The organism is Photorhabdus kleinii (assembly GCF_025384885.1).
Lineage (GTDB): Bacteria > Pseudomonadota > Gammaproteobacteria > Enterobacterales > Enterobacteriaceae > Photorhabdus > Photorhabdus kayaii.
The window spans coordinates 342,079-362,659 of record NZ_JAJAFY010000001.1; the positions used below are offsets into that span (position 1 = coordinate 342,079).

The 20,581-nt window shown below is 41.9% G+C and carries 18 protein-coding genes; 13 read left to right on the forward strand and 5 right to left on the reverse strand.

Features of this window, described 5'->3' with window-relative positions:
- Window positions 1–208: 208 nt before the first annotated feature.
- Complete coding sequence (locus LG003_RS01600) at window positions 209–814, forward strand: thymidine kinase (protein ID WP_112875866.1); 606 nt, start codon at window positions 209–211, stop codon at window positions 812–814.
- A 130-nt stretch (window positions 815–944) separates the two neighbouring features.
- Here the strand turns inward: LG003_RS01600 and adhE are convergent, their stop codons facing one another.
- Entirely contained in the window at window positions 945–3,578 is a 2,634-nt protein-coding gene (gene adhE, locus LG003_RS01605; RefSeq protein ID WP_112875867.1) for a bifunctional acetaldehyde-CoA/alcohol dehydrogenase, read from the reverse strand.
- A 411-nt stretch (window positions 3,579–3,989) separates the two neighbouring features.
- Here adhE and LG003_RS01610 point away from each other — a divergent pair, with 411 nt between their 5' ends.
- From LG003_RS01610 to oppF, 7 genes are all read left to right on the forward strand, one after another.
- The gene (locus LG003_RS01610; RefSeq protein WP_112875868.1) at window positions 3,990–4,634 is read left to right on the forward strand and encodes a YchE family NAAT transporter; all 645 of its coding nucleotides are present in this window, start codon (window positions 3,990–3,992) and stop codon (window positions 4,632–4,634) included.
- A gap of 554 nt (window positions 4,635–5,188) precedes the next feature.
- Window positions 5,189–6,826, forward strand: coding sequence for an ABC transporter substrate-binding protein (locus LG003_RS01615; RefSeq protein WP_112875869.1), 1,638 nt, complete (start codon window positions 5,189–5,191; stop codon window positions 6,824–6,826).
- Window positions 6,827–6,964: 138 nt separating this feature from the next.
- Entirely contained in the window at window positions 6,965–8,605 is a 1,641-nt protein-coding gene (gene oppA, locus LG003_RS01620; RefSeq protein WP_112875870.1) for an oligopeptide ABC transporter substrate-binding protein OppA, read from the forward strand.
- An 85-nt stretch (window positions 8,606–8,690) separates the two neighbouring features.
- Window positions 8,691–9,611, forward strand: coding sequence for an oligopeptide ABC transporter permease OppB (gene oppB / locus LG003_RS01625; RefSeq protein ID WP_112875871.1), 921 nt, complete (start codon window positions 8,691–8,693; stop codon window positions 9,609–9,611).
- 14 nt (window positions 9,612–9,625) lie between these two features.
- Window positions 9,626–10,534, forward strand: coding sequence for an oligopeptide ABC transporter permease OppC (gene oppC, locus LG003_RS01630; RefSeq protein WP_112875872.1), 909 nt, complete (start codon window positions 9,626–9,628; stop codon window positions 10,532–10,534).
- A 9-nt stretch (window positions 10,535–10,543) separates the two neighbouring features.
- Window positions 10,544–11,542, forward strand: coding sequence for an ABC transporter ATP-binding protein (gene oppD / locus LG003_RS01635; RefSeq protein WP_112875873.1), 999 nt, complete (start codon window positions 10,544–10,546; stop codon window positions 11,540–11,542).
- Window positions 11,539–12,540, forward strand: coding sequence for a murein tripeptide/oligopeptide ABC transporter ATP binding protein OppF (gene oppF / locus LG003_RS01640; RefSeq protein WP_112875874.1), 1,002 nt, complete (start codon window positions 11,539–11,541; stop codon window positions 12,538–12,540). The genes oppD and oppF overlap by 4 nt, the downstream gene beginning before the upstream one ends.
- Before the next feature lie 178 nt (window positions 12,541–12,718).
- On the opposite strand, the gene LG003_RS01645 is transcribed toward oppF, so the two are convergent.
- Both LG003_RS01645 and cls read right to left on the reverse strand, forming a co-directional pair.
- Window positions 12,719–13,048 (reverse strand): HI1450 family dsDNA-mimic protein, encoded by a 330-nt coding sequence (locus LG003_RS01645; RefSeq protein WP_112875875.1) that lies wholly within the window; start codon window positions 13,046–13,048, stop codon window positions 12,719–12,721.
- Between the two features lie 111 nt (window positions 13,049–13,159).
- The gene (gene cls, locus LG003_RS01650) at window positions 13,160–14,620 is read right to left on the reverse strand and encodes a cardiolipin synthase (protein WP_112875876.1); all 1,461 of its coding nucleotides are present in this window, start codon (window positions 14,618–14,620) and stop codon (window positions 13,160–13,162) included.
- Window positions 14,621–14,991: 371 nt separating this feature from the next.
- Between cls and LG003_RS01655 the strand changes: the two genes are divergently transcribed.
- Together LG003_RS01655 and tonB are read left to right on the forward strand one after the other, a co-directional pair.
- Window positions 14,992–15,174 (forward strand): YciY family protein, encoded by a 183-nt coding sequence (locus tag LG003_RS01655; RefSeq protein WP_112875877.1) that lies wholly within the window; start codon window positions 14,992–14,994, stop codon window positions 15,172–15,174.
- 102 nt (window positions 15,175–15,276) lie between these two features.
- Window positions 15,277–15,957, forward strand: a complete 681-nt coding sequence (gene tonB / locus LG003_RS01660; RefSeq protein ID WP_112875878.1) for a TonB system transport protein TonB — start codon at window positions 15,277–15,279, stop codon at window positions 15,955–15,957.
- 61 nt (window positions 15,958–16,018) lie between these two features.
- Here the strand turns inward: tonB and yciA are convergent, their stop codons facing one another.
- The gene (gene yciA, locus LG003_RS01665) at window positions 16,019–16,450 is read right to left on the reverse strand and encodes an acyl-CoA thioester hydrolase YciA (RefSeq protein ID WP_112875879.1); all 432 of its coding nucleotides are present in this window, start codon (window positions 16,448–16,450) and stop codon (window positions 16,019–16,021) included.
- Between the two features lie 77 nt (window positions 16,451–16,527).
- Window positions 16,528–17,064 carry a septation protein A gene (locus LG003_RS01670; protein ID WP_112875880.1) on the reverse strand — a complete coding sequence of 179 codons (537 nt, stop codon included), beginning with the start codon at window positions 17,062–17,064 and terminating at the stop codon, window positions 16,528–16,530.
- Window positions 17,065–17,413: 349 nt separating this feature from the next.
- Here LG003_RS01670 and LG003_RS01675 point away from each other — a divergent pair, with 349 nt between their 5' ends.
- From LG003_RS01675 to LG003_RS01685, 3 genes are all read left to right on the forward strand, one after another.
- The gene (locus LG003_RS01675) at window positions 17,414–19,144 is read left to right on the forward strand and encodes a SulP family inorganic anion transporter (protein WP_262980026.1); all 1,731 of its coding nucleotides are present in this window, start codon (window positions 17,414–17,416) and stop codon (window positions 19,142–19,144) included.
- 16 nt (window positions 19,145–19,160) lie between these two features.
- Window positions 19,161–19,463, forward strand: a complete 303-nt coding sequence (locus LG003_RS01680; protein ID WP_445260522.1) for an HVO_A0114 family putative DNA-binding protein — start codon at window positions 19,161–19,163, stop codon at window positions 19,461–19,463.
- Between the two features lie 409 nt (window positions 19,464–19,872).
- Entirely contained in the window at window positions 19,873–20,424 is a 552-nt protein-coding gene (locus LG003_RS01685) for an Ail/Lom family outer membrane beta-barrel protein (protein WP_112875883.1), read from the forward strand.
- Window positions 20,425–20,581: the final 157 nt, after the last annotated feature.

The following is a 20,581-nucleotide window of genomic DNA, read 5'->3' on the forward strand; positions in this document are numbered from 1 at the left end:
TTTTAATTTAAACATGAACATTTGTCATTCAAATGCGCTTTATTACTCGGCTGGTGTGATGGTGGTCATGAATCATTAAGACATCACTAAGCTAAATATTTCGGTATATCAACCAGTGCAGCTTACTGAGATGGATAATCACAACTCAAGTTTATGGTAAACTCATCTGACTATATGGCTTTATAAATTTTGTTAAGGGGCAGGGTTGATGGCTCAACTTTATTTTTATTACTCCGCAATGAATGCTGGAAAATCGACATCCTTGTTGCAATCCTCTTATAACTATAATGAAAGAGGGATGAAAACGCTGGTTTTTACCGCGGAAATTGACACCCGGTTTGAAAATGGAAAAGTCAATTCTCGGATTGGATTATCTTCTGATGCACTTCTATTTAGTCAACAGACAGATATTGGTGAGTTGATCAGAAATGAAAATAAGCAGGCAAAAGTGCATTGTGTGCTTATTGATGAGTGCCATTTTCTCACGAAAGCACAGATTGAACAGATATGTAAGGTGACCGACTACGATGATATTCCGGTTCTTTGTTATGGGCTGAGAACTGATTTCAGAGGCGAGCTTTTCAGTGGTAGCCAGTATCTTCTGGCGTGGGCTGATAAGTTAGTTGAATTAAAAACTATTTGCTATTGTGGACGCAAAGCGAACCGTGTATTACGTTTTGATAGCGAAGGTGCGGTCATTTATGATGGTGAACAAGTTGATATCGGTGGCAATGAAAAATATGTGTCTGTTTGCCGTAAGCACTATATGGATGCTATTAGTGAGGCGAGGAAAAACAGAAAAGACAGCATGTAATGGATAGACTTTCTGTGAAGCGGTCGGATGCTCTGTTTGAGAGTTTGTATTAAGAATAGAGCAGCGGTAAGTTAAAGGGTGCTGATATCAGCACCCTTAAGTGGTATTTAATCAGTTAATAAATTTGTTCTTATTGGCTTTTTTCTGTTGCAACGGTTTCTGTAAATTCTCGTCCATAGTATGAATCCAACAGCAATTGTTTTAGCTCAGAAATCAGCGGGTAGCGCGGATTAGCACCGGTACATTGGTCGTCGAAGGCATCTTCAGATAACTTATCAATTTTTGCCAAGAAGTCAGCTTCTTGAATGCCTGCTTCACGGATAGATGTCGGGATACCTAGCTCAGACTTGAGCTCTTTCAGCCAGGCTAACAGTTTTTCAATTTTTGTGACAGTATGGTCACCAGTAGCAGATAAACCGAGATGATCGGCAATTTCAGCGTAACGACGGCGGGCCTGTGGGCGATCATATTGACTGAATGCAGTCTGTTTGGTTGGGTTATCATTAGCGTTATAACGAATAACATTACAAATCAGCAATGCGTTAGCCAGGCCATGCGGGATATGGAACTCAGAACCCAGTTTATGCGCCATAGAGTGGCATACCCCCAAGAAAGCATTAGCAAATGCAATCCCTGCAATAGTTGCTGCATTATGAACCCGTTCACGGGCAACTGGGTTAGTGGCCCCTTCATGATAGCTGGTTGGGAGGAACTCTTTCAGTAGTTTTAGCGCTTGCAGTGCTTGTCCGTCAGAGTATTCGTTTGCTAAGACTGATACATAAGCTTCCAAAGCGTGAGTGATGGCATCTAACCCACCAAAAGCACAGAGTGATTTCGGCATATCCATGACTAGATTGGCATCAACGATAGCTATATTAGGCGTCAATTCATAATCAGCCAGTGGATATTTCTGACCGGTTGCATCATCAGTGACAACTGCAAATGGCGTCACTTCAGAACCGGTGCCGGAAGTTGTGGTAATGGCGACCATTTTCGCTTTAACCCCCATTTTGGGGAATCTATAGATGCGTTTACGGATATCCATAAACCGTAGAGCTAGCTCTTCGAAATGAGTTTCAGGGTGTTCATACATCACCCACATAATTTTGGCCGCATCCATTGGGGACCCTCCCCCCAGGGCAATAATGATGTCCGGTTTGAATGAGTGCATTTGTTCCGCACCCTTACGAACAGTGCTTAGGGTAGGGTCTGCTTCAACTTCAAAGAAAACTTCTGTTTCTATCCCATGGGATTTCAGCACATCAGTGACTTGATCAGCATAACCATGATTAAATAAGAAACGGTCTGTTACGATAAAAGCGCGTTTTGCACCGTCGGTTGCAATTTCTTCTAATGCCACAGGCAGGGAGCCGCGACGGAAGTAAATTGATTTCGGAAGTTTATGCCACAGCATATTTTCTGCTCTTTTCGCCACGGTTTTGGTATTGATGAGATGTTTGGGCCCGACATTTTCAGAGATGGAATTTCCTCCCCAAGAGCCGCAACCTAGTGTCAGAGAGGGAGCAAGCTTGAAGTTGTAGAGATCACCGATACCGCCCTGAGAAGCAGGAGTATTCACGAGAATACGAGCTGTTTTCATTTTATCGCCGAAATACTTGATTCGTGCCGCCTGATTGTCCTGATCGGTATACAAGCAGGAAGTGTGACCAATTCCGCCCATTTCAACCAATTTTTCTGCCTTTTCTACGGCATCTTCAAAGCTATTACCACGATACATAGCGAGCAGTGGAGACAATTTTTCGTGAGCAAAGGGTTCTACTTTATCAGTCAAACTCACTTCTCCAATCAAGATCTTGGTCCTTTCAGGAACATTAATGCCTGCCATTTCGGCAATTTTTGTTGCAGATTGACCAACAATTTCCGCATTTAGACTCCCGTTTTTCAGAATGATATCTTGAACAGCTTTCAGTTCCTTGCCTTGTAACAGATAACCGCCATGAGTAAAGAAACGTTTACGCACCTGATCATACACTGCATCCACCACGATAACGGATTGCTCTGAAGCGCAGATGACGCCGTTGTCAAAGGTTTTAGACATCAGAATAGATGCAACAGCACGTTTAATATCAGCTGATTCATCAATGACAACCGGGGTGTTACCGGCACCGACGCCGATTGCGGGCTTACCAGAGCTGTACGCCGCTTTTACCATACCTGGGCCACCGGTCGCCAGGATTAGATTGATGTCTTGGTGGTGCATCAATGCAGTGGAAAGTTCAACGGAGGGTTCATCAATCCAGCCAATAATATCTTTTGGCGCACCAGCGGCAACCGCAGCGGATAGAACCAATTCTGCTGCTTTAGTTGTTGCTTTTTTGGCGCGTGGGTGGGGTGAGAGAATAATACCGTTACGGGTTTTTAGGCTGATGAGGGCCTTAAAAATAGCAGTAGATGTTGGGTTGGTGGTTGGCACGATACCGCAGATTAAGCCAATAGGTTCGGCGATAGTGATGGTGCCGAATGTTTTATCCTCAGACAAAATGCCGCAGGTTTTATCATCTTTATAAGCGTTATAGATATATTCGGAAGCAAAGTGGTTTTTGATTACTTTGTCTTCGACAATGCCCATACCGGATTCTGCTACGGCTAATTTTGCTAAAGGGATACGTGCATCTGCCGCTGCAAGGGCCGCTGCGCGGAAGATTTTGTCAACTTGCTCCTGAGAAAAGTTAGCAAATTCACGTTGTGCTTTTTTTACCCTGGCAACGAGTTCGTTCAGTTCAGTAACATGAGTTACAGTCATAAAGAAGTACTCCTGAAAAATATTAAAAATCTTTTAATATCAATGAATAAGTATTTTTTAGACTATTTAACTTGGTGATTTTTTGGTAACTACAGGTTACCATTTGGTATTAAATATATATTGATCTTAATCACATAAATCCCCAAGCTGATTCCTTTCAGCTTGGGTCAGTGATAGTTATTATTGATTGGGTTGTAAATAGCGTTAAGAAGTTGAATTTTTAATCTAATAAAAATATCGGGTTAACAACTTGTTATATAAGATATTTTAAATTAAAAAATGCGTTGTGGTCGATGGAAAAGAGAACTTCGCCAGTATAAGGTGAAGAAAAAATTAAGTTTTCTATGGTTTTTGGGAGAGCAATCATGAGAATGTTTTTAACAACACAGCGTAACTCAATAGAGGTTCTTTGTGGGTGACTTACTGCTGGATCTGCCTGGTTACATTAAGTTTTTTGTTGGGCTGTTTGCACTGGTCAATCCTGTTGGTATTTTGCCGGTTTTTATCAGTATGACTCACTACCAAGCCCAATCGGCTCGTAATAGAACTAACTTTATTGCCAATATTTCTGTTGCCATCATTTTATGGACAGCTTTGCTGTTAGGTGACTCGATACTGCGTATGTTCGGCATTTCCATTGACTCTTTTCGTATTGCTGGTGGGATTTTGGTTGTGACCATCGCGATGTCGATGATTAACGGTAAACTTGGAGAGGACAAACAGAATAAGCAGGAAAAATCAGAAACAGCCGTTAGAGAAAGTGTTGGTGTTGTGCCGCTGGCATTGCCGTTAATGGCAGGTCCCGGTGCAATCAGTTCTTGTATTGTCTGGAGTTCTCGTTATCAGGGATGGCAGAATTTTATTGGTTTGATGATTACCAGCGCGTTGTTTGCGCTTTGCTGCTGGTTATTATTTCGATCTGCACCTTTAGTCGTCAAATATCTTGGGCAAACAGGCATTAACGTTATCACCCGAATTATGGGACTGCTATTGATGTCTTTGGGAATTGAACTGATTGTGACAGGGATCAGAGCGCTATTCCCAGGGTTGCTTTGATATGATTTACGATAAAAGGTGTTAGCTTTCATTCTAGTGAAATTACAAATTATAATATTCTTATCATTTTTATTATAAAGCCTATTTCATAGGCTTTTCTCCTTTCTTTTACCGGTACTTCCTGAATTTTATACAAATAACCCAATATTTTTCTAAATTATTCTTTCCTGTTAGTTCGATGTGTAACTGGTTGCTTCCACCACAGTTTTGTGATGAATGTAGGTTTTTAATTTGCATTGATTGCAATTTGTTAAAATTATGTTTATTTTCATCTTTGGTCTAGCTTTGTTTACTATTTTAGTTAAGTTTTAAGTTAATAATGCTATACATATCAATTTGTTATAATGAATTTTGGGATGTTTTATCAATTAATGTAATAAGTCGTACTAAGTTGCTTGTAAGGATGATTTTTACAATATGAGAGCGATATTTTAACAATAGATATGATAAGTTGCCTTTAATATTTAATCCGTTACTTTGGGCTAAATAATGTGAAGATACCGGCCTTGATGGGATATGTTGAATGAACAGATCCATCAAACTGGAGGTAAAAAATGAAGATCAAACAATTAAAATTACATAAGTTTATTTCCTGTATATTTTTATTATCAGCGTTTCTTGTTACCGCCGTGTCTGCCGTTGAACTTCCAGATGGTGTGAAACTTGCGGATAAACAACAAATTATTATTAATAATGGCACCGAAGTTGCCTCGCTTGATCCACATAAAGTTGAAGGAGTACCAGAAAGCAACATTATTCTTAATCTCCTGGAAGGGTTAGTGAGGACGGGTTCTGAGGGAGAAATTGTGCCAGGCGTTGCGACCCATTGGGAAAATCAGGATTCCCAAGTATGGACGTTTTATCTGCGTGATAATGCTAAATGGAGTGATGGAACGCCTGTCACTGCCCACGATTTTGTCTATAGCTGGCAACGGTTAGCTGACCCAAAAGTGGGTTCACCTTATGCTAGCTATCTTCAATATGCTTATGTTGAAAATATTAGTGATGTTCTGAGAGGTAAAAAATCTCCTGATCAGTTGGGCGTAAAGGCGTTGGATGATCATCGTTTACAGGTGACTCTGACGCATCCTGTGCCTTATTTCGTCAGTATGCTCAGCCATACGGCAATGAAACCGGTGAAAAAGGATGTGGTTGAAAAATGGGGCAATAAATGGACGCTGCCAGAAAATTATGTCGGTAATGGGGCGTATTCGTTGAAAGAGTGGGTGGTCAATGAGCGGATAGTGCTCGAACGCAACCCTAGATATTGGAATAATGCAAAAACAGTTATTGATCAAGCGACTCTCTTACCTCTTCAATCTGAAACCAGTGATATTAACCGCTATCGGAGTGGAGAGATAAATATCACCCACAGCGTCATTCCGCCGACTCTGTATCAGAAAATGAAAAAAGATATCCCCGATCAGGTTCGCGTCAGCCCTTATCTCTGTACGTTTTATTACGAAATCAACAATAAAAAACCGCCGTTTACTGATGCCAGAGTCCGCGAAGCAGTCAAGCTAACTCTTGACCGGGATATTATTGCGGGGAAAATTATGGGGCAGGGGCAAATACCGGCTTATGGTTTTACGCCAACATTTATCGGGGGCGGCGATTTTGCTAAACCAGAATGGGCTAATTGGACACAGGAGCAGCGTAATAAACGCGCGAGAGAATTGTTGGCTCAGGCCGGTTTCAATCAGGCGAATCCATTGAAGTTCACATTGTTATACAACACATCTGAGCAAAATAAACAGCAGGCTATTGCCGCCGCTTCTATGTGGAAAAAGAATCTAGGAGCGGATGTGATTTTGCAGAATCAGGAATGGAAAACTTCTCTTGAAAGCCGCCATCAAGGGAATTATGAGGTGACCAGAGCGACCTGGTGTGCTGATTACAATGAACCTACCGCATTTTTAAATATGTTGTTGTCAGACAGCAGCAATAACACGACTTTTTATCAGAATAAAAATTTTGATAGCTATCTGGAACAGGCATTAATCGCTAAGGATGCTATTGAGCGTAAGAAATTATACCAACAAGCCGAGTTTCAATTGGATAAAGACTCGGTGCTGATTCCCGTTTATTACCGGGTAAGTGTACGGCTTGTTAGCCCATCAGTGGGAGGGTTTTCAGGGAAAGACCCATTGGATTATATGGATATTAAGCGACTGTATATGATAAAAAATTAGACAATAGCTTTATTCAAAAGAGTTACTGAGACCCTGCAAACAAAATCGTTCCTTTTGTATGCAGGTGGTAATTCACCCCTTATTTCTGGGCCGTCGGCTGATAACAAATCTGACGGTATAAAATTGGAGTAGAAAAAGATGATAAACACAACGAAAAAGAAACTACTTACTGTCAGCATCAGCGCTGCACTGAGTATGATAATCGCAAGTCAGGTCTTTGCTGCAAAAGTGCCTGAAGGTGTTCAATTAGCTGATAAACAGGTTTTAGTCCGTAATAACGGCTCTGAGCCGCAATCGTTAGATCCACATAAGATTGAAGGGGTACCAGAATCACATTTGGCACGCGATCTGTTTGAAGGTGTTGTCATCGTTGGCCCGAATGGTGAAATTTTACCGGGTTCTGCGACCAGTTGGGAGAATAAAGACTTCACCGTCTGGACATTCCATATGCGTAAAGAGGCTAAGTGGTCTAATGGTGATCCTGTCACAGCGCATGATTTTGTTTACAGTTGGCAACGTTTAGCTGATCCCAATACTGCTTCTCCCTATGAAAGTTATCTCCAGTATGCCCATTTCACCAATATTGATGACATCATTAGTGGTAAAAAGAAACCAGATACTTTGGGAGTAAAGGCGTTGGATGACTATACATTGCAGCTTACATTGAGCGAAGCGGTTCCTTATCTGCCAAAACTTTTAGCTCACTCTTCAATGGCTCCGGTGCATAAAGCTACGGTAGAAAAATATGGCGAAAAATGGACTCAGCCACAGAATTTTGTCGGTAATGGGGCCTATAAACTAAAAAATTGGATAGTCAACGAACGTATTGTGATGGAGCGTAGCCCGACATACTGGGATAACAAAAATACCGTTATTGATCAGGTTACTTTCCTACCAATTTCGTCAGAGGTCACGGATGTAAACCGCTATCGCAGTGGCGAAATTGATATGACTTATGCCAATTTACCGATTGAGCTATTCCAGAAGCTGAAAAAAGAGAGCCCGAACGAGTTGCATATTAACCCATATTTATGTACTTACTACTACGAAATTAATAACGAAAAACCCCCATTTAATGATCCCCGCGTCCGTACTGCACTGAAATTGTCTATGGATCGCGATATTGTGACCAATAAAGTCAAAGCACAGGGTGATATTCCTGCTTCCGGTTATACACCGCCGTTTACTGATGGTTTTAAAGAAACAAAACCAGTGTGGTTTACTGGTTGGAGTCAGGAACAGCGCAACCAAGAAGCTAAGAAATTACTGGCCGAAGCAGGTTATAATAAAGATAATCCATTGAAATTTAACTTGCTTTATAACACCTCTGATCTGCATAAAAAAATTGCAATCGCTGTATCTTCTGTTTGGAAGAAAAATTTAGGTGCTGATGTTCGTTTAGAAAACCAAGAGTGGAAAACTTTCCTCGATACTCGACATCAGGGTAATTATGACGTAGCCCGTGCTGGCTGGTGTGCGGATTACAACGAACCTTCTTCATTCTTGAATTCAATGCTTTCTTACAGTAGTAATAACACATCTCATTATAAGAGTGATGAGTTTGATAAGCTGATGAAAGAATCTCTGAAAGTGGCGACAGATGATGAACGTGCTGCGGTTTATCAGAAAGCAGAAGCGCAGTTAGATAAAGATTCGGCTATTGTCCCCCTTTATTACTATGTGAATACCCGGTTAGTGAAGCCCTATGTTGGTGGCTATACAGGGAAAGATCCTTTGGATAATTTACACACCAAAGATTTTTATATTATCAAACACTAATCGTTGTAAAGCAGCCCGGAAAGGGCTGCTTTAGTGTCAAATTATTTTAAGGCCAGGGTTAAGGGCCAACACATAGGAACGGGCGATGATTAAGTTTATTTTACGCCGTTGTTTAGAGGCGATCCCGACACTTTTTATTCTTATTACTATTTCGTTTTTCATGATGCGGTTGGCGCCGGGCAGCCCATTTACTGGTGAGCGGAAATTGCCACCAGAAGTGATGGCAAACATTGAAGCGAAATATCATTTGAATGACCCAATTTATAAACAATATTTTGATTACTTAATTCAACTCACTAAAGGAGATTTTGGGCCTTCTTTCAAATATAAGGACTACTCGGTTAACGATCTGGTAGCAACAGCATTTCCAGTATCGGCTAAATTAGGTGCCTCGGCATTTATCATGGCGGTTGTCTTGGGGGTCAGCGCCGGGGTTATTGCTGCACTTAACCAAAATACCAAATGGGATTATACGGTTATGGGGTTCGCCATGACGGGGGTTGTTATTCCAGGTTTTGTCGTGGCGCCGTTACTGGTGTTGGGGTTCGCTATTCATCTTAAATGGCTGCCGGGAGGAGGCTGGAATGGCGGGGCGCCTAAGTATATGATTTTGCCGATGGTAGCGCTGTCTTTGGCCTATATCGCCAGTATTTCCCGTATTACCCGGAGTTCGATGATAGAAGTGCTGCACTCTAATTTTATTCGTACTGCGCGAGCCAAAGGGTTGCCATTGCGCATTATTATTTTCCGCCATGCTTTAAAACCCGCATTGTTACCGGTTATCTCTTATATGGGACCGGCTTTTGTCGGCATCATCACCGGCTCGATGGTGATTGAAACAATCTTCGGGTTACCGGGAATAGGGCAGTTGTTTGTTAATGGGGCATTGAACCGTGACTATTCGTTAGTGTTAAGTCTGACTATTTTAGTTGGCAGTTTGACTATTCTGTTCAATGCGATTGTTGATGTGCTGTACGCTGTTATCGATCCGAAGATTCGTTATTAAGATTGGAGCATGCAATGATAGTTAATAAACAAAACAGCGAAGCTTTGGAAAATTTCTCTGAGCAATTAGAAATTGAAGGCCGTAGTTTGTGGCAGGATGCACGGCGTCGTTTTATTCACAACCGGGCAGCGATTGCCAGTTTGTGTCTGTTATCTTTGATTACCTTGTTTGTGATCCTGGCGCCGATGTTAGCTCAATTTACTTATGACGATACTGACTGGGCCATGATGTCGATGCAGCCTGATTTTGAATCGGGTCACTATTTTGGTACTGATTCTTCCGGTCGTGATTTGTTGGTGCGTGTTGCCATTGGGGGGCGCATTTCGTTGATGGTTGGGGTGGCAGCCGCTTTGGTGGCGGTAGTCGTCGGAACATTATATGGATCATTATCCGGCTATATGGGCGGAAAAATAGATTCAGTCATGATGCGTCTGCTGGAAATTTTGAATTCATTTCCATTTATGTTCTTTGTGATCCTGTTGGTGACTTTCTTCGGACAGAATATTTTTCTGATATTTGTCGCTATCGGCATGGTGTCATGGTTGGATATGGCGCGTATTGTCCGCGGTCAGACACTGAGCTTGAAACGTAAGGAGTTTATTGAAGCGGCGTTGGTGTGTGGTGTGCCAACCCGTCATATTGTGCTGCGCCATATTGTCCCTAATGTATTGGGAGTGGTGGTGGTTTATGCATCTTTATTAGTGCCAAGCATGATTTTGTTTGAATCATTTCTTAGCTTTCTGGGATTGGGAACTCAAGAGCCGTTAAGCAGTTGGGGCGCATTGTTAAGTGATGGTGCGAATTCGATGGAAGTTTCCCCGTGGTTGCTGATGTTTCCTGCCGGTTTTCTGGTGGTGACACTGTTTTGTTTTAACTTTATCGGCGACGGCTTGCGTGATGCCCTCGATCCGAAAGATCGTTAAGGAGGTAACATGGACAGCGTTAAAAACCAGAAAAGTTCTGAGCCGTTGTTAATTGTTAAAGAGTTGGACGTGACTTTTAGTACCCCTGACGGGGATGTGACAGCGGTGAATAAGCTGAATTTTGATTTACGAGCGGGGGAAACTCTGGGAATTGTAGGGGAGTCTGGTTCGGGCAAATCACAAACCGCTTTTGCTTTGATGGGGCTACTTGCCAGAAACGGCAAAATTGGCGGTTCCGCTATTTTTAATGGCAGGGAAATTCTTAACCTTGAAGAAAAAAAGCTTAACCGCATGAGAGCGGAAGAGATATCAATGATATTTCAGGACCCAATGACATCTCTCAATCCCTATATGCGTATCGGCGATCAACTGACAGAAGTATTGATGTTGCATAAGCATATGAGTAAAAGTGAGGCATACCTTGAATCGATACGGATGCTGGATGCCGTCAAAATGCCAGAAGCGCTTAAGCGAATGCGGATGTATCCTCATGAATTTTCTGGTGGAATGCGTCAGCGTGTGATGATCGCAATGGCGTTGTTATGTCGACCAAAATTGTTGATTGCTGATGAACCAACGACCGCGCTTGATGTCACGGTTCAGGCTCAGATTATGACTTTACTGAATGAACTGAAACGAGAATTTAATACTGCGATTATTATGATTACTCACGATTTGGGCGTAGTTGCAGGTATTTGTGACAAAGTGTTGGTGATGTATGCGGGGAGAACAATGGAATATGGCTCGGCCCGTGAAGTATTTTATCAACCCACCCATCCTTATTCTATTGGCCTGCTTAATGCTGTTCCGCGTCTTGATGGTGATGAAGAGTCACTGACGACCATTCCCGGAAATCCGCCCAACTTATTACGGTTGCCGAAAGGATGTCCGTTCCAGCCACGCTGCCAGTTTTCAGTAGATCGTTGTATAAATTGTGAGCCAGGGTTGGAGACATTTGGCAACGGACGTTTGCGAGCTTGTTTTAAAGCACCGGGAGAATTGGTATGAGTCCGATTGAAGAAAGACGTGTGCTGCTGGAAGTAGCAGATTTGAAAGTTCACTTTGATATCAAAGATGGCAAACAGTGGTTTTGGCAACCAACAAAGACCTTGAAAGCGGTTGATGGCGTCACATTAAGGTTATACGAAGGGGAAACTCTTGGTGTGGTTGGTGAGTCTGGTTGCGGTAAGTCGACTTTTGCTCGTGCAATTATCGGATTGGTCAAATCTTCCGGTGGTTCGGTGACGTGGTTGGGAAAAAGCTTGCTGGATATGAATGATAAGCAGTGGCAGGATATTCGTAGTGATATCCAGATGATATTCCAAGATCCATTAGCATCCTTAAACCCGCGAATGACGATTGGCGATATTATCGCTGAGCCATTGCGTACCTATCATCCAAAGATGAAAGGGCCAGAAATTAAAGAGCGGGTAAAAACCATGATGATGAAGGTTGGATTACTGCCGAATCTAATTAACCGCTATCCGCATGAATTCTCTGGCGGTCAGTGCCAACGTATCGGGATTGCTCGTGCGCTTATTCTTGAACCTAAGTTGGTGATTTGCGATGAACCGGTATCTGCACTTGATGTATCCATTCAGGCTCAGGTAGTGAACCTATTGCAGGAATTACAACGGGAAATGGGGCTGTCGCTAATTTTTATCGCCCATGATTTGGCGGTGGTTAAGCACATATCTGACCGTGTACTGGTGATGTATCTCGGGCATGCGGTGGAATTGGGCACTTATGATGAGGTTTATCATAATCCACAGCACCCTTATACCAAAGCGTTGATGTCGGCAGTGCCGGTGCCTGATCCAGATAAAGAACGGGATAAGCATATTGAATTGTTGGAAGGAGAATTACCATCACCCATCAACCCGCCATCAGGATGTGTTTTTCGTACACGCTGCCCAATGGCAGATCCTGAATGTGCTAAAACACGGCCATTGATGGAAGGGAGTTTCCGCCATGCTGTGTCTTGTTTGAAGGTTGATCCGCTGTAGTTAAGATTGATCGATTGTCGTTAAGGTTAATCAATTGTAGTTATTGAGGAACTTTGTAAGACATTCAATGTGAGAGTTACTTTTGGGGTTTTATATCAGGACTCAGACCTGCATTAAAACGGGTAGCTCTCATTTTTTGCAGAAAAAAGAGCAGATCAAAATAACTGACTTTAATTTTTCACTCTTTCCACAAAATATGGTAAATCAGGTGAGATTTTTCCCGGCAAATGAGGATACGGGCAAAAACATCGTTGATCTCGGCATCTTCAGATTCTGCTAGCCCGATAATGACTTCGGCAAAAAAATCGGGGTTTGGAGTGAAATCCACGTGTTCAAGCCACTCATCAGAAGGGGGCAATAATTCTGCGCCGCCACGTATTTCGAATTGCAAGCTAAATAGCAGAATATCAGCGGGATCAAGGTTGAACGAAGCCAGTTCAAGAAAGATGTCATAGGCTTTCTCAAGGGTTTCATCTTCTGTCATTCGGTTATTGAGGTCTAAATCCATAGTTTGTGAGGATCTGTTGTCCATATTGATTTATTTGTGGGTCGTGATGAAGAATTAAAACATGATGAAGTATTGATTGATACCCCCGTCTTGTAAAGACGAGGGTATTGATCACAGTAGTGGACTAAAAAAGTAACAAATACGCTCAATAATCCGATGCCACAAAGGGCGTTGCTCCCATTCATTGATTTCCAGCAATGTGGAATGGGCGATATAATCGTATTGCACCAGCGTCAGATCATGACCAAAGTTTTCATCATCAATAACCACGGTAATTTCAAAATTTAGCCACAGGCTACGCATATCAAGATTAACGGAACCCACCATACTGAGTTGGCCATCAACTAAAACGCTTTTGGTATGTAGCAATCCATCTTCAAACTGATAAATCTTAACACCGGCGTTTAATAGTTCAGCAAAAAATGCCCGGCTTGCCCAACGAACTAAGAAGAAATTATTTCTGCGTGGAACGATAACAATAACTTCAACCCCTCGTAAAGCTGCGGTGCAAATAGCATTTGTCAGGTCATCACTGGGAACAAAATAAGGGGTAGTTAAAATCAGTTGCTTACGGGCAGAGAAAATAGCCGTCATTAAAGATTGTTGAATCAATTCCTCAGGGAATCCGGGGCCGGATGCAATAACCTGAGTTGTGTGTCCGCTGGCCTGTTCAAATGGCATGATATTGTTATCTGGTGATGGCGGAAAGATACGCTGACCTGTTTCCATTTCCCAGTCACAAGCGTAAATAACCCCCATAGTCGTGGTAACCGGCCCTTCCATTCGTACCATAATGTCGATCCATTGCCCAACGCCGGCATCTTGTTTAAAGAAGCGTGGATCGACCATATTCATACTGCCGGCATAAGAGATATAATTATCTATCAAGATAATTTTACGATGCTGGCGCAGATCCATACGGCGTAGAAATAAACGGAATATATTGACTCGCAAAGCTTCAACAAATTCAATTCCTGCCTTGCGCATGATATCCGGGTATTGGCTACGGCAATATAACCAGCTACCGGCTGAATCCACCATAATACGGCATCTGACTCCTCGGTGTGCTGCGGCCATAAGAGCATCCGTCACTTGTTCAACCAAGCCGCCGGTTTGCCAGATGTAAAACACCATATCAATACTGTGTTTGGCATTCTCAATATCTTTGATAATGGTTTTTAGTGAATGGTCATAGGTTGTCAGTAGTTGGATCTTGTTACCTTTAACACCCGCAAGCCCTTGCCGTCGTTCGCAAAGCTGGAATAGCGGTGTCGCGACTTCGCTATTTTCTGTGGCGAAGATATGACGAGATTTGCGCAATTCTTCAAGCCATACGGTTGTTGAAGGCCACATGGCTTTTGCTTGTTCAACTCTGCGTTTTCCCAAATGCAGCTCACCAAATGACAGGTAAGCGATGATTCCAACTAAGGGTAGGATATAAATAATCAGCAGCCAGGTCATGGCAGAAGTGACAGGCCGGCGTTTTATCAGAATGCGTAAAGTGATACTGGCAACAATCAGCCAATAAAAGAAAATAGCAAGCCAACTTAGGACGGAATAAAAGGTTGTCATATTCGGCAATCAATCCTGTTTTGTTCAGACATCTTTGGTGGCGTTTAACATGGTTTCCTCAAGACTCGATATATACCCGTCATCTTTCAAGTTGCCTCTTTGTTGGCTGCGCTCACTCACCCCGGTCACATAGTTTGCTATGCTCCCGGGGATTCATTCCCTTGCCGTCGCGATGCATCTTGAAATCAATAGGGTATATAAACGATCTAATTAACTTGGTGAATTTACCAAAAAATCGGCAAATATACTGCAAGCATCATACTTGATATTGGTCATTTCGCATTATTGATATAAAAAGTACTATCCAGATACGCCTTGGATATCTTTTTTAAAGGCTTATAATGAGCGTGATGTTTTTATAGGTAGGTTTTATGAAACGTAGTCGGAATGAAGTAGGGCGGTGGCGGATATTACGCCAGAATTTCAACCGCCGTCGCCGTTGGCTGGAAGGGCAGTCAAGACGTAATTTGCGTATTTATTCACTGCGTAAATTAGATGGTTATAAACAGCGTCGAGCTTTATTGTTTGTTCAGCATGGCGAATGGATACATTGAAAAAATAATATTTTTGGCCTTATATTCACGCTCACCTACAATCTTTATTGAATATGATTGCTATTTGCATTTAAACTAGCAGTCATTCGAGGATTGACTATTATGCTGCTAATCAAGAATTCCCTTATGCGCTGGATACATTGGCCAATATTGTTGTCAGTTTGTTTACACGTTTCTGTTGCTGCCGCACTTTTTTGTTCTGCAATACCGGAAAAGCAGCCTGATGCTGCACTTATGTCTGTTGCTATGATTCAGTTAGCTGCCGAGGAAGCTTCTGTTTCAGAGCCGGCAGCGCCTGAGCCTGAATCAGAGCCAGAGGAGCCGGAACCTGTTCCAGAGCCGGTAATTCCAAAACCAGAGGTGAAGAAGCCGAAACCGGAAGTGAAGAAAAAGGTTGTTAAAAAGCAATCTGAACCCGTTGAAAAGAGGGCTGAACAACCGGAAAAGCCGTTGTTTAATCAGAATGCATTGGCTAACCGTACTGATAATAATCAGAATAAACCGGTGGTTAAACCGCAGAATGGGCCAAGAGCATTAAGTAAAGCGTTACCTGTCTACCCATCCAGAGCTTCAGCATTGGGCACCGAAGGTTATGTGAAAGTCAAATATGATATTGATGGAGATGGACGGGTAAAAAATATAGAAGTGATTGGCGCTAATCCACCCAATGTTTTTGAAAGGGAAGTGAAAAAGGCGATGAGAAAATGGCGCTTTGAAAAAATACCCGCGATTGGTTATATCACAACCGTCGAATTTAAAATTACGGGTATATCTCAATCCTGATTGTCGGGGAAATGCAAATAAAAAAGGAGCATTATTAACACGCTCCTTTTTCCATTAATGTTTATTCGCTAGTACTGCTAGCGAGTTGGAACTGAGTTTTACCTTCTGGTAACCGACGTGAGGTATTATCTTCATTAACCGCAACATAAGTGAATACCGCTTCGGTTGCACGATAGCGTTGGCCGACAGGTTCAGAGGCGACTTTCTTCACCCAGACTTCGATGTTGATGGTAATCGAACTGTTACCGGTTTTGAGACAATGCGCATAGCAGCAGACGACATCACCAACGGCAACAGGTTTCAGGAAAGTAATACCATCTACTCTGACAGTGACAACACGGCCTTCCGCAATTTCTTTTGCCAGAATTGCACCACCAATATCCATTTGTGACATTAACCATCCACCAAAAATATCTCCATTGGCGTTGGTATCAGCGGGCATAGCCAGTGTGCGGAGGACTAACTCTCCGTTAGGTAATTGTTGTTGTGTCATTGAAAACTTTACTTTATTTGATGAAAAAACAATACCTGCCTACAGACGATAGCAGGCAGGTATCCATTTGAATAAGGTTACTTCTGTTCGCGTGGCAGGTGACGGTAAATATATACTACACTGAGCACGGTGAAAACCAGAGTCAGGGCAGTCAGACCAAATACTTTAAAGTTAACCCAGACATCTTGTGGTAACCAGAATGCGACATAAATATTAGCTAGCGCACAGGCTGTAAAAAACAGCGCCCATGCCATATTGAGCTTATTCCAAACAAGATCGGGTAAAATTAACTCTTTTCCTAGCATTTTCTGAATGAGTGGTTTTTTCATAAACCACTGGCTGCCTAGCAAAGCTAATGCGAATAATGCATAGATTACAGTGACTTTCCATTTAATAAATAGATCACTATGGAAAGCTAAAGTTAACGTACCGAAAACAGCAACCATGATAAACGTGATCAGGGAGGCTTTCTCTACTTTCCGGTAGATGGAATAAGTAATAGCGACAGCTAAACCGGTGGCGGCGATCAACGCCCCGGAAGCGTAGAAAATGTCATACATTTTGTATACGACAAAAAAGACGACTAGAGGTAGAAAGTCTAAAAGTTGTTTCATATTTGAACCTATTGTAATTCCGGCATTTGATTATCATCCGGTTTTAGTCATTGAATGGACTAGCAGCAACAGTATGGTTTTATACCCGTTATCTTTCAAGTTGCCTCTTTGTTGGCTGCACTCACTCACCCCGGTCATATAGTTTGCTATGCTCCCGGGGATTCGCTCCCTTGCCGTCGCGATGCATCTTGAAATCCATAGGGTATATCTATCAATAAAAAAGGTTTTTATCGATCGGTTTCGCACAATTTTACCATAAAGAGCGGCGTAATTAACTTCCGGTTGTCAGTGAACATATAACGCAGCATTATAACGAAAACCCGTTGAAAAATAAGAGGGCATAAACCAGATGCAGTGGAAAAAACTACAGCGTTGGATGCCAGGGTTGGGTAATTTTTCTCATTATCGTAAGGAATGGTTTAGTCATGATTTAAGAGCTGGGCTTTCTGTCGCCGCAGTTGCTCTGCCAGTTGCTATTGCTTACGCCGAATTGATGGGAATAAATGCAATTATTGGTCTTTATGCATGCATTTTACCCATGTTCGCTTATGCACTATTTGGTACTTCAAGACAGCTGATTGTCGGGCCAGATGCCGCAACGTGTGCCGTTATTGCAGCGGCTGTCGCGCCATTGGTTTTTGATAATGAAGATGTACGCTGGCAGCTCACGATCGTCATGACCTTAATGACCGGGATATGGTGTGTTCTCGCCAGTCATTTCCGATTAGGCGCGTTTGCTGATTTTCTTTCCAAACCGATCCTGAAAGGATTAATGAACGGTGTTGCATTGACAATCATTGTGGATCAGCTAGCTAAAGTCTTTGGTTTTGCTGGCGTTCCGGCGGGATTGATTGAACGGGTGATCGCATTACCTGTCAAGCTCATGAGTACACATTTACCGACGTTAGCAATGTCTGTTGCTATAGTATTGATTTTGCTCACGGTGCGTTTCTTGCGTCCGACTTGGCCGGGGCCTTTGTTGGCAATGGTATTAGCGACTTATATAAGCTGGCAATTTGATCTGGAAAAATATGGCATTCAGATTGTTGGCAGTGTCAGTGGTGGGGGATTACCTGTTGTGCCAATGCCCGATTTCCAGCCAGGCATTATGCGTGAGCTAGTTATCCCATCTTTGAACCTTGCTGTTATCAGTTTTGTCAGTTTCATGATGACGGCCCGTAGCTTCGCCAGTAAAAATGGTTATCAGATTGATGCAGATTGTGAACTTAGGGCCTTAGGCATTGCGAACATTGCTTCTGCTTTATCACAAGGATTTGCTGTCAGTGCTGCCAGCAGTCGTACTGCGGTTAATGATGCGATTGGTGGGAAAACGCAATTGGTCTCTGTTATTGCAGCGACTATTATTTTGCTGGTTTTGTTATTTATGACCCGTTTCCTGGCTTATATCCCATTGTCATCTCTTGGTGTAGTACTGATTTATTCAGCATCGTCACTGTTGGATTTACGGCGGATTTGGTCACTGAGGAAACGAAATCATCAGGCATTTACTTTATCACTGTTTACGTTGATTGCTGTGCTGGTGGTTGGTTTGATTAACGGTGTTGGTTTCGCTGTTCTGCTTGGTTTATTACAGTTTTTGCGAATTATATTCCGCCCGACAGATCAGCTCTTGGGGGTAAATGACCAAGGAATGATTCATTCGATTAATCATGGCAATGATATTAAACCAATAGATGGTGTGATGATGTACCGATTTAACTCGCCATTGACTTATTTCAATGTTAGCTATTTTAAAAAACGGGTACTACAGCATGTTGACAGAATTCAAAAAATTAACAAAACGCAAAAACGTCCGGGTTGGCTGGTTGTCGATGCGGCTGTTAGTTTTACCCATGATGATGTCAGTGTATTTGCTGCTATTGATGAGTTGATTAGTGAATTGAAAGTAAGAGATATCACATTGGTGCTCGCCGGTCGTCGGACAGAACTTACCCGTTGGATAAAACAGAATAAACTGCAAAGTAGCGATGACGATCTGATTGTGGCGCCCGATCTCTATTTTGCGGTACGAATGATTCAAAGTAAGCCTGAATGGTACTCTAATTACGCTAAAAGATAATAATTTAGAGCCTAAAATCTGGTTTACTTCCATGATTGCTCTTGCTCAAGTACTTAGCAGTGATAATATTGCGCTTCTGCGTCTTATAGATGAGCACAAACCAGAGACAATCGCGGAGCTGGCTAATTTATCAGGAAGGAAACCAAGCAATCTGTCAGTGACATTAAAGACGCTTAGCCAACATGGTTTTGTAACGCTGGAAAAAAGTAATAGAAGCGTAAAACCAAAGGCGCTGTTTACTGATTTTGAAATAAAAATTGAGCAGGAAATCAGTGAAAGAGTTATGTCATCTTGTGGGGCTAAAAATATAGCAGCTTGAAATAGCAAATTTAATACAACGTAAGTTAATACAACGCAAACTTGTTTATGACTTTCAGCCTCATAGTTTTATTACTGTGAGGTCTGATTGAACAATTGTTAAGCTATAGTTCATTTGTAATAGAATTATTGGTATTAGCAAATGAATACGATAAATAAAGTAGTCATATATGAAATTATATTAAAAAAATAGTTTTTAATTTTCGCACGTGTGATTATTGACCACTGCTTTTCTATTAATTTGAGATATCAGATCCTAAATCCCTGCCTTTCATTAATATTTCTTGTTAAAAAACAATGTGATTGAAGTATTACGTATTTAATACCACGTTACATTTTGTTTTTTGATAAGTATATTTTAACAAAGCAAAATCATTATTACTTGTACAATAACTATTTAGGACGTTCCAATGAAAAAGGCATTGATAGCCTCAGCGGTGGCAGTTGGTTTATCTGTATTCACATTTGCAGCAAATGCTGGAGAAAGTTCGATTTCTGGCGGCTATGCTCAGAGTCATGTGAAGGTTGATGGTGAAAAGCTTGATGAAAACCCAAAAGGTTTTAACCTGAAATATCGTTACGAGCTGGATAATAATTTTGGTGTTATTGGCTCATTCACCCTGACACATCAGGGTTATAATTACTATTATGGTAGTAGAAAGATTGGCACTGGTGATTTAGATTATTATTCTTTAATGGCAGGTCCTACATATCGCTTTAATGAGTACGTAAGTGTATATGGTTTGGTTGGTGCTGCACACGGAAAGGAAAAGGCAAAGGGTAATGCTGCTGTGTTGGGCTATGATGTTGAATATAAAGAGAGTAAGACCTCTGCTGCTTATGGTTTAGGATTGCAGTTTAACCCTATGCCAAATTGGGTTATTGATGCATCTTATGAATATTCGAAAGTAGGTGACTATAAAATAGGCACTTGGGTAATTGGTGCGGGTTATCGATTTTAAATAGTGTTTCCAATGTAGTCGTTCCTTTAAAGGGAATTCAGTCTAGTTTTTGTGATTTGAAAAATCCAATTAAGTGACTGAAGATAATAAATTAATGTTAGAACCAACTCTCTGTTAGCTTGTTAGATGGTTGATTTAAAGGCTGTCGAAATAATGA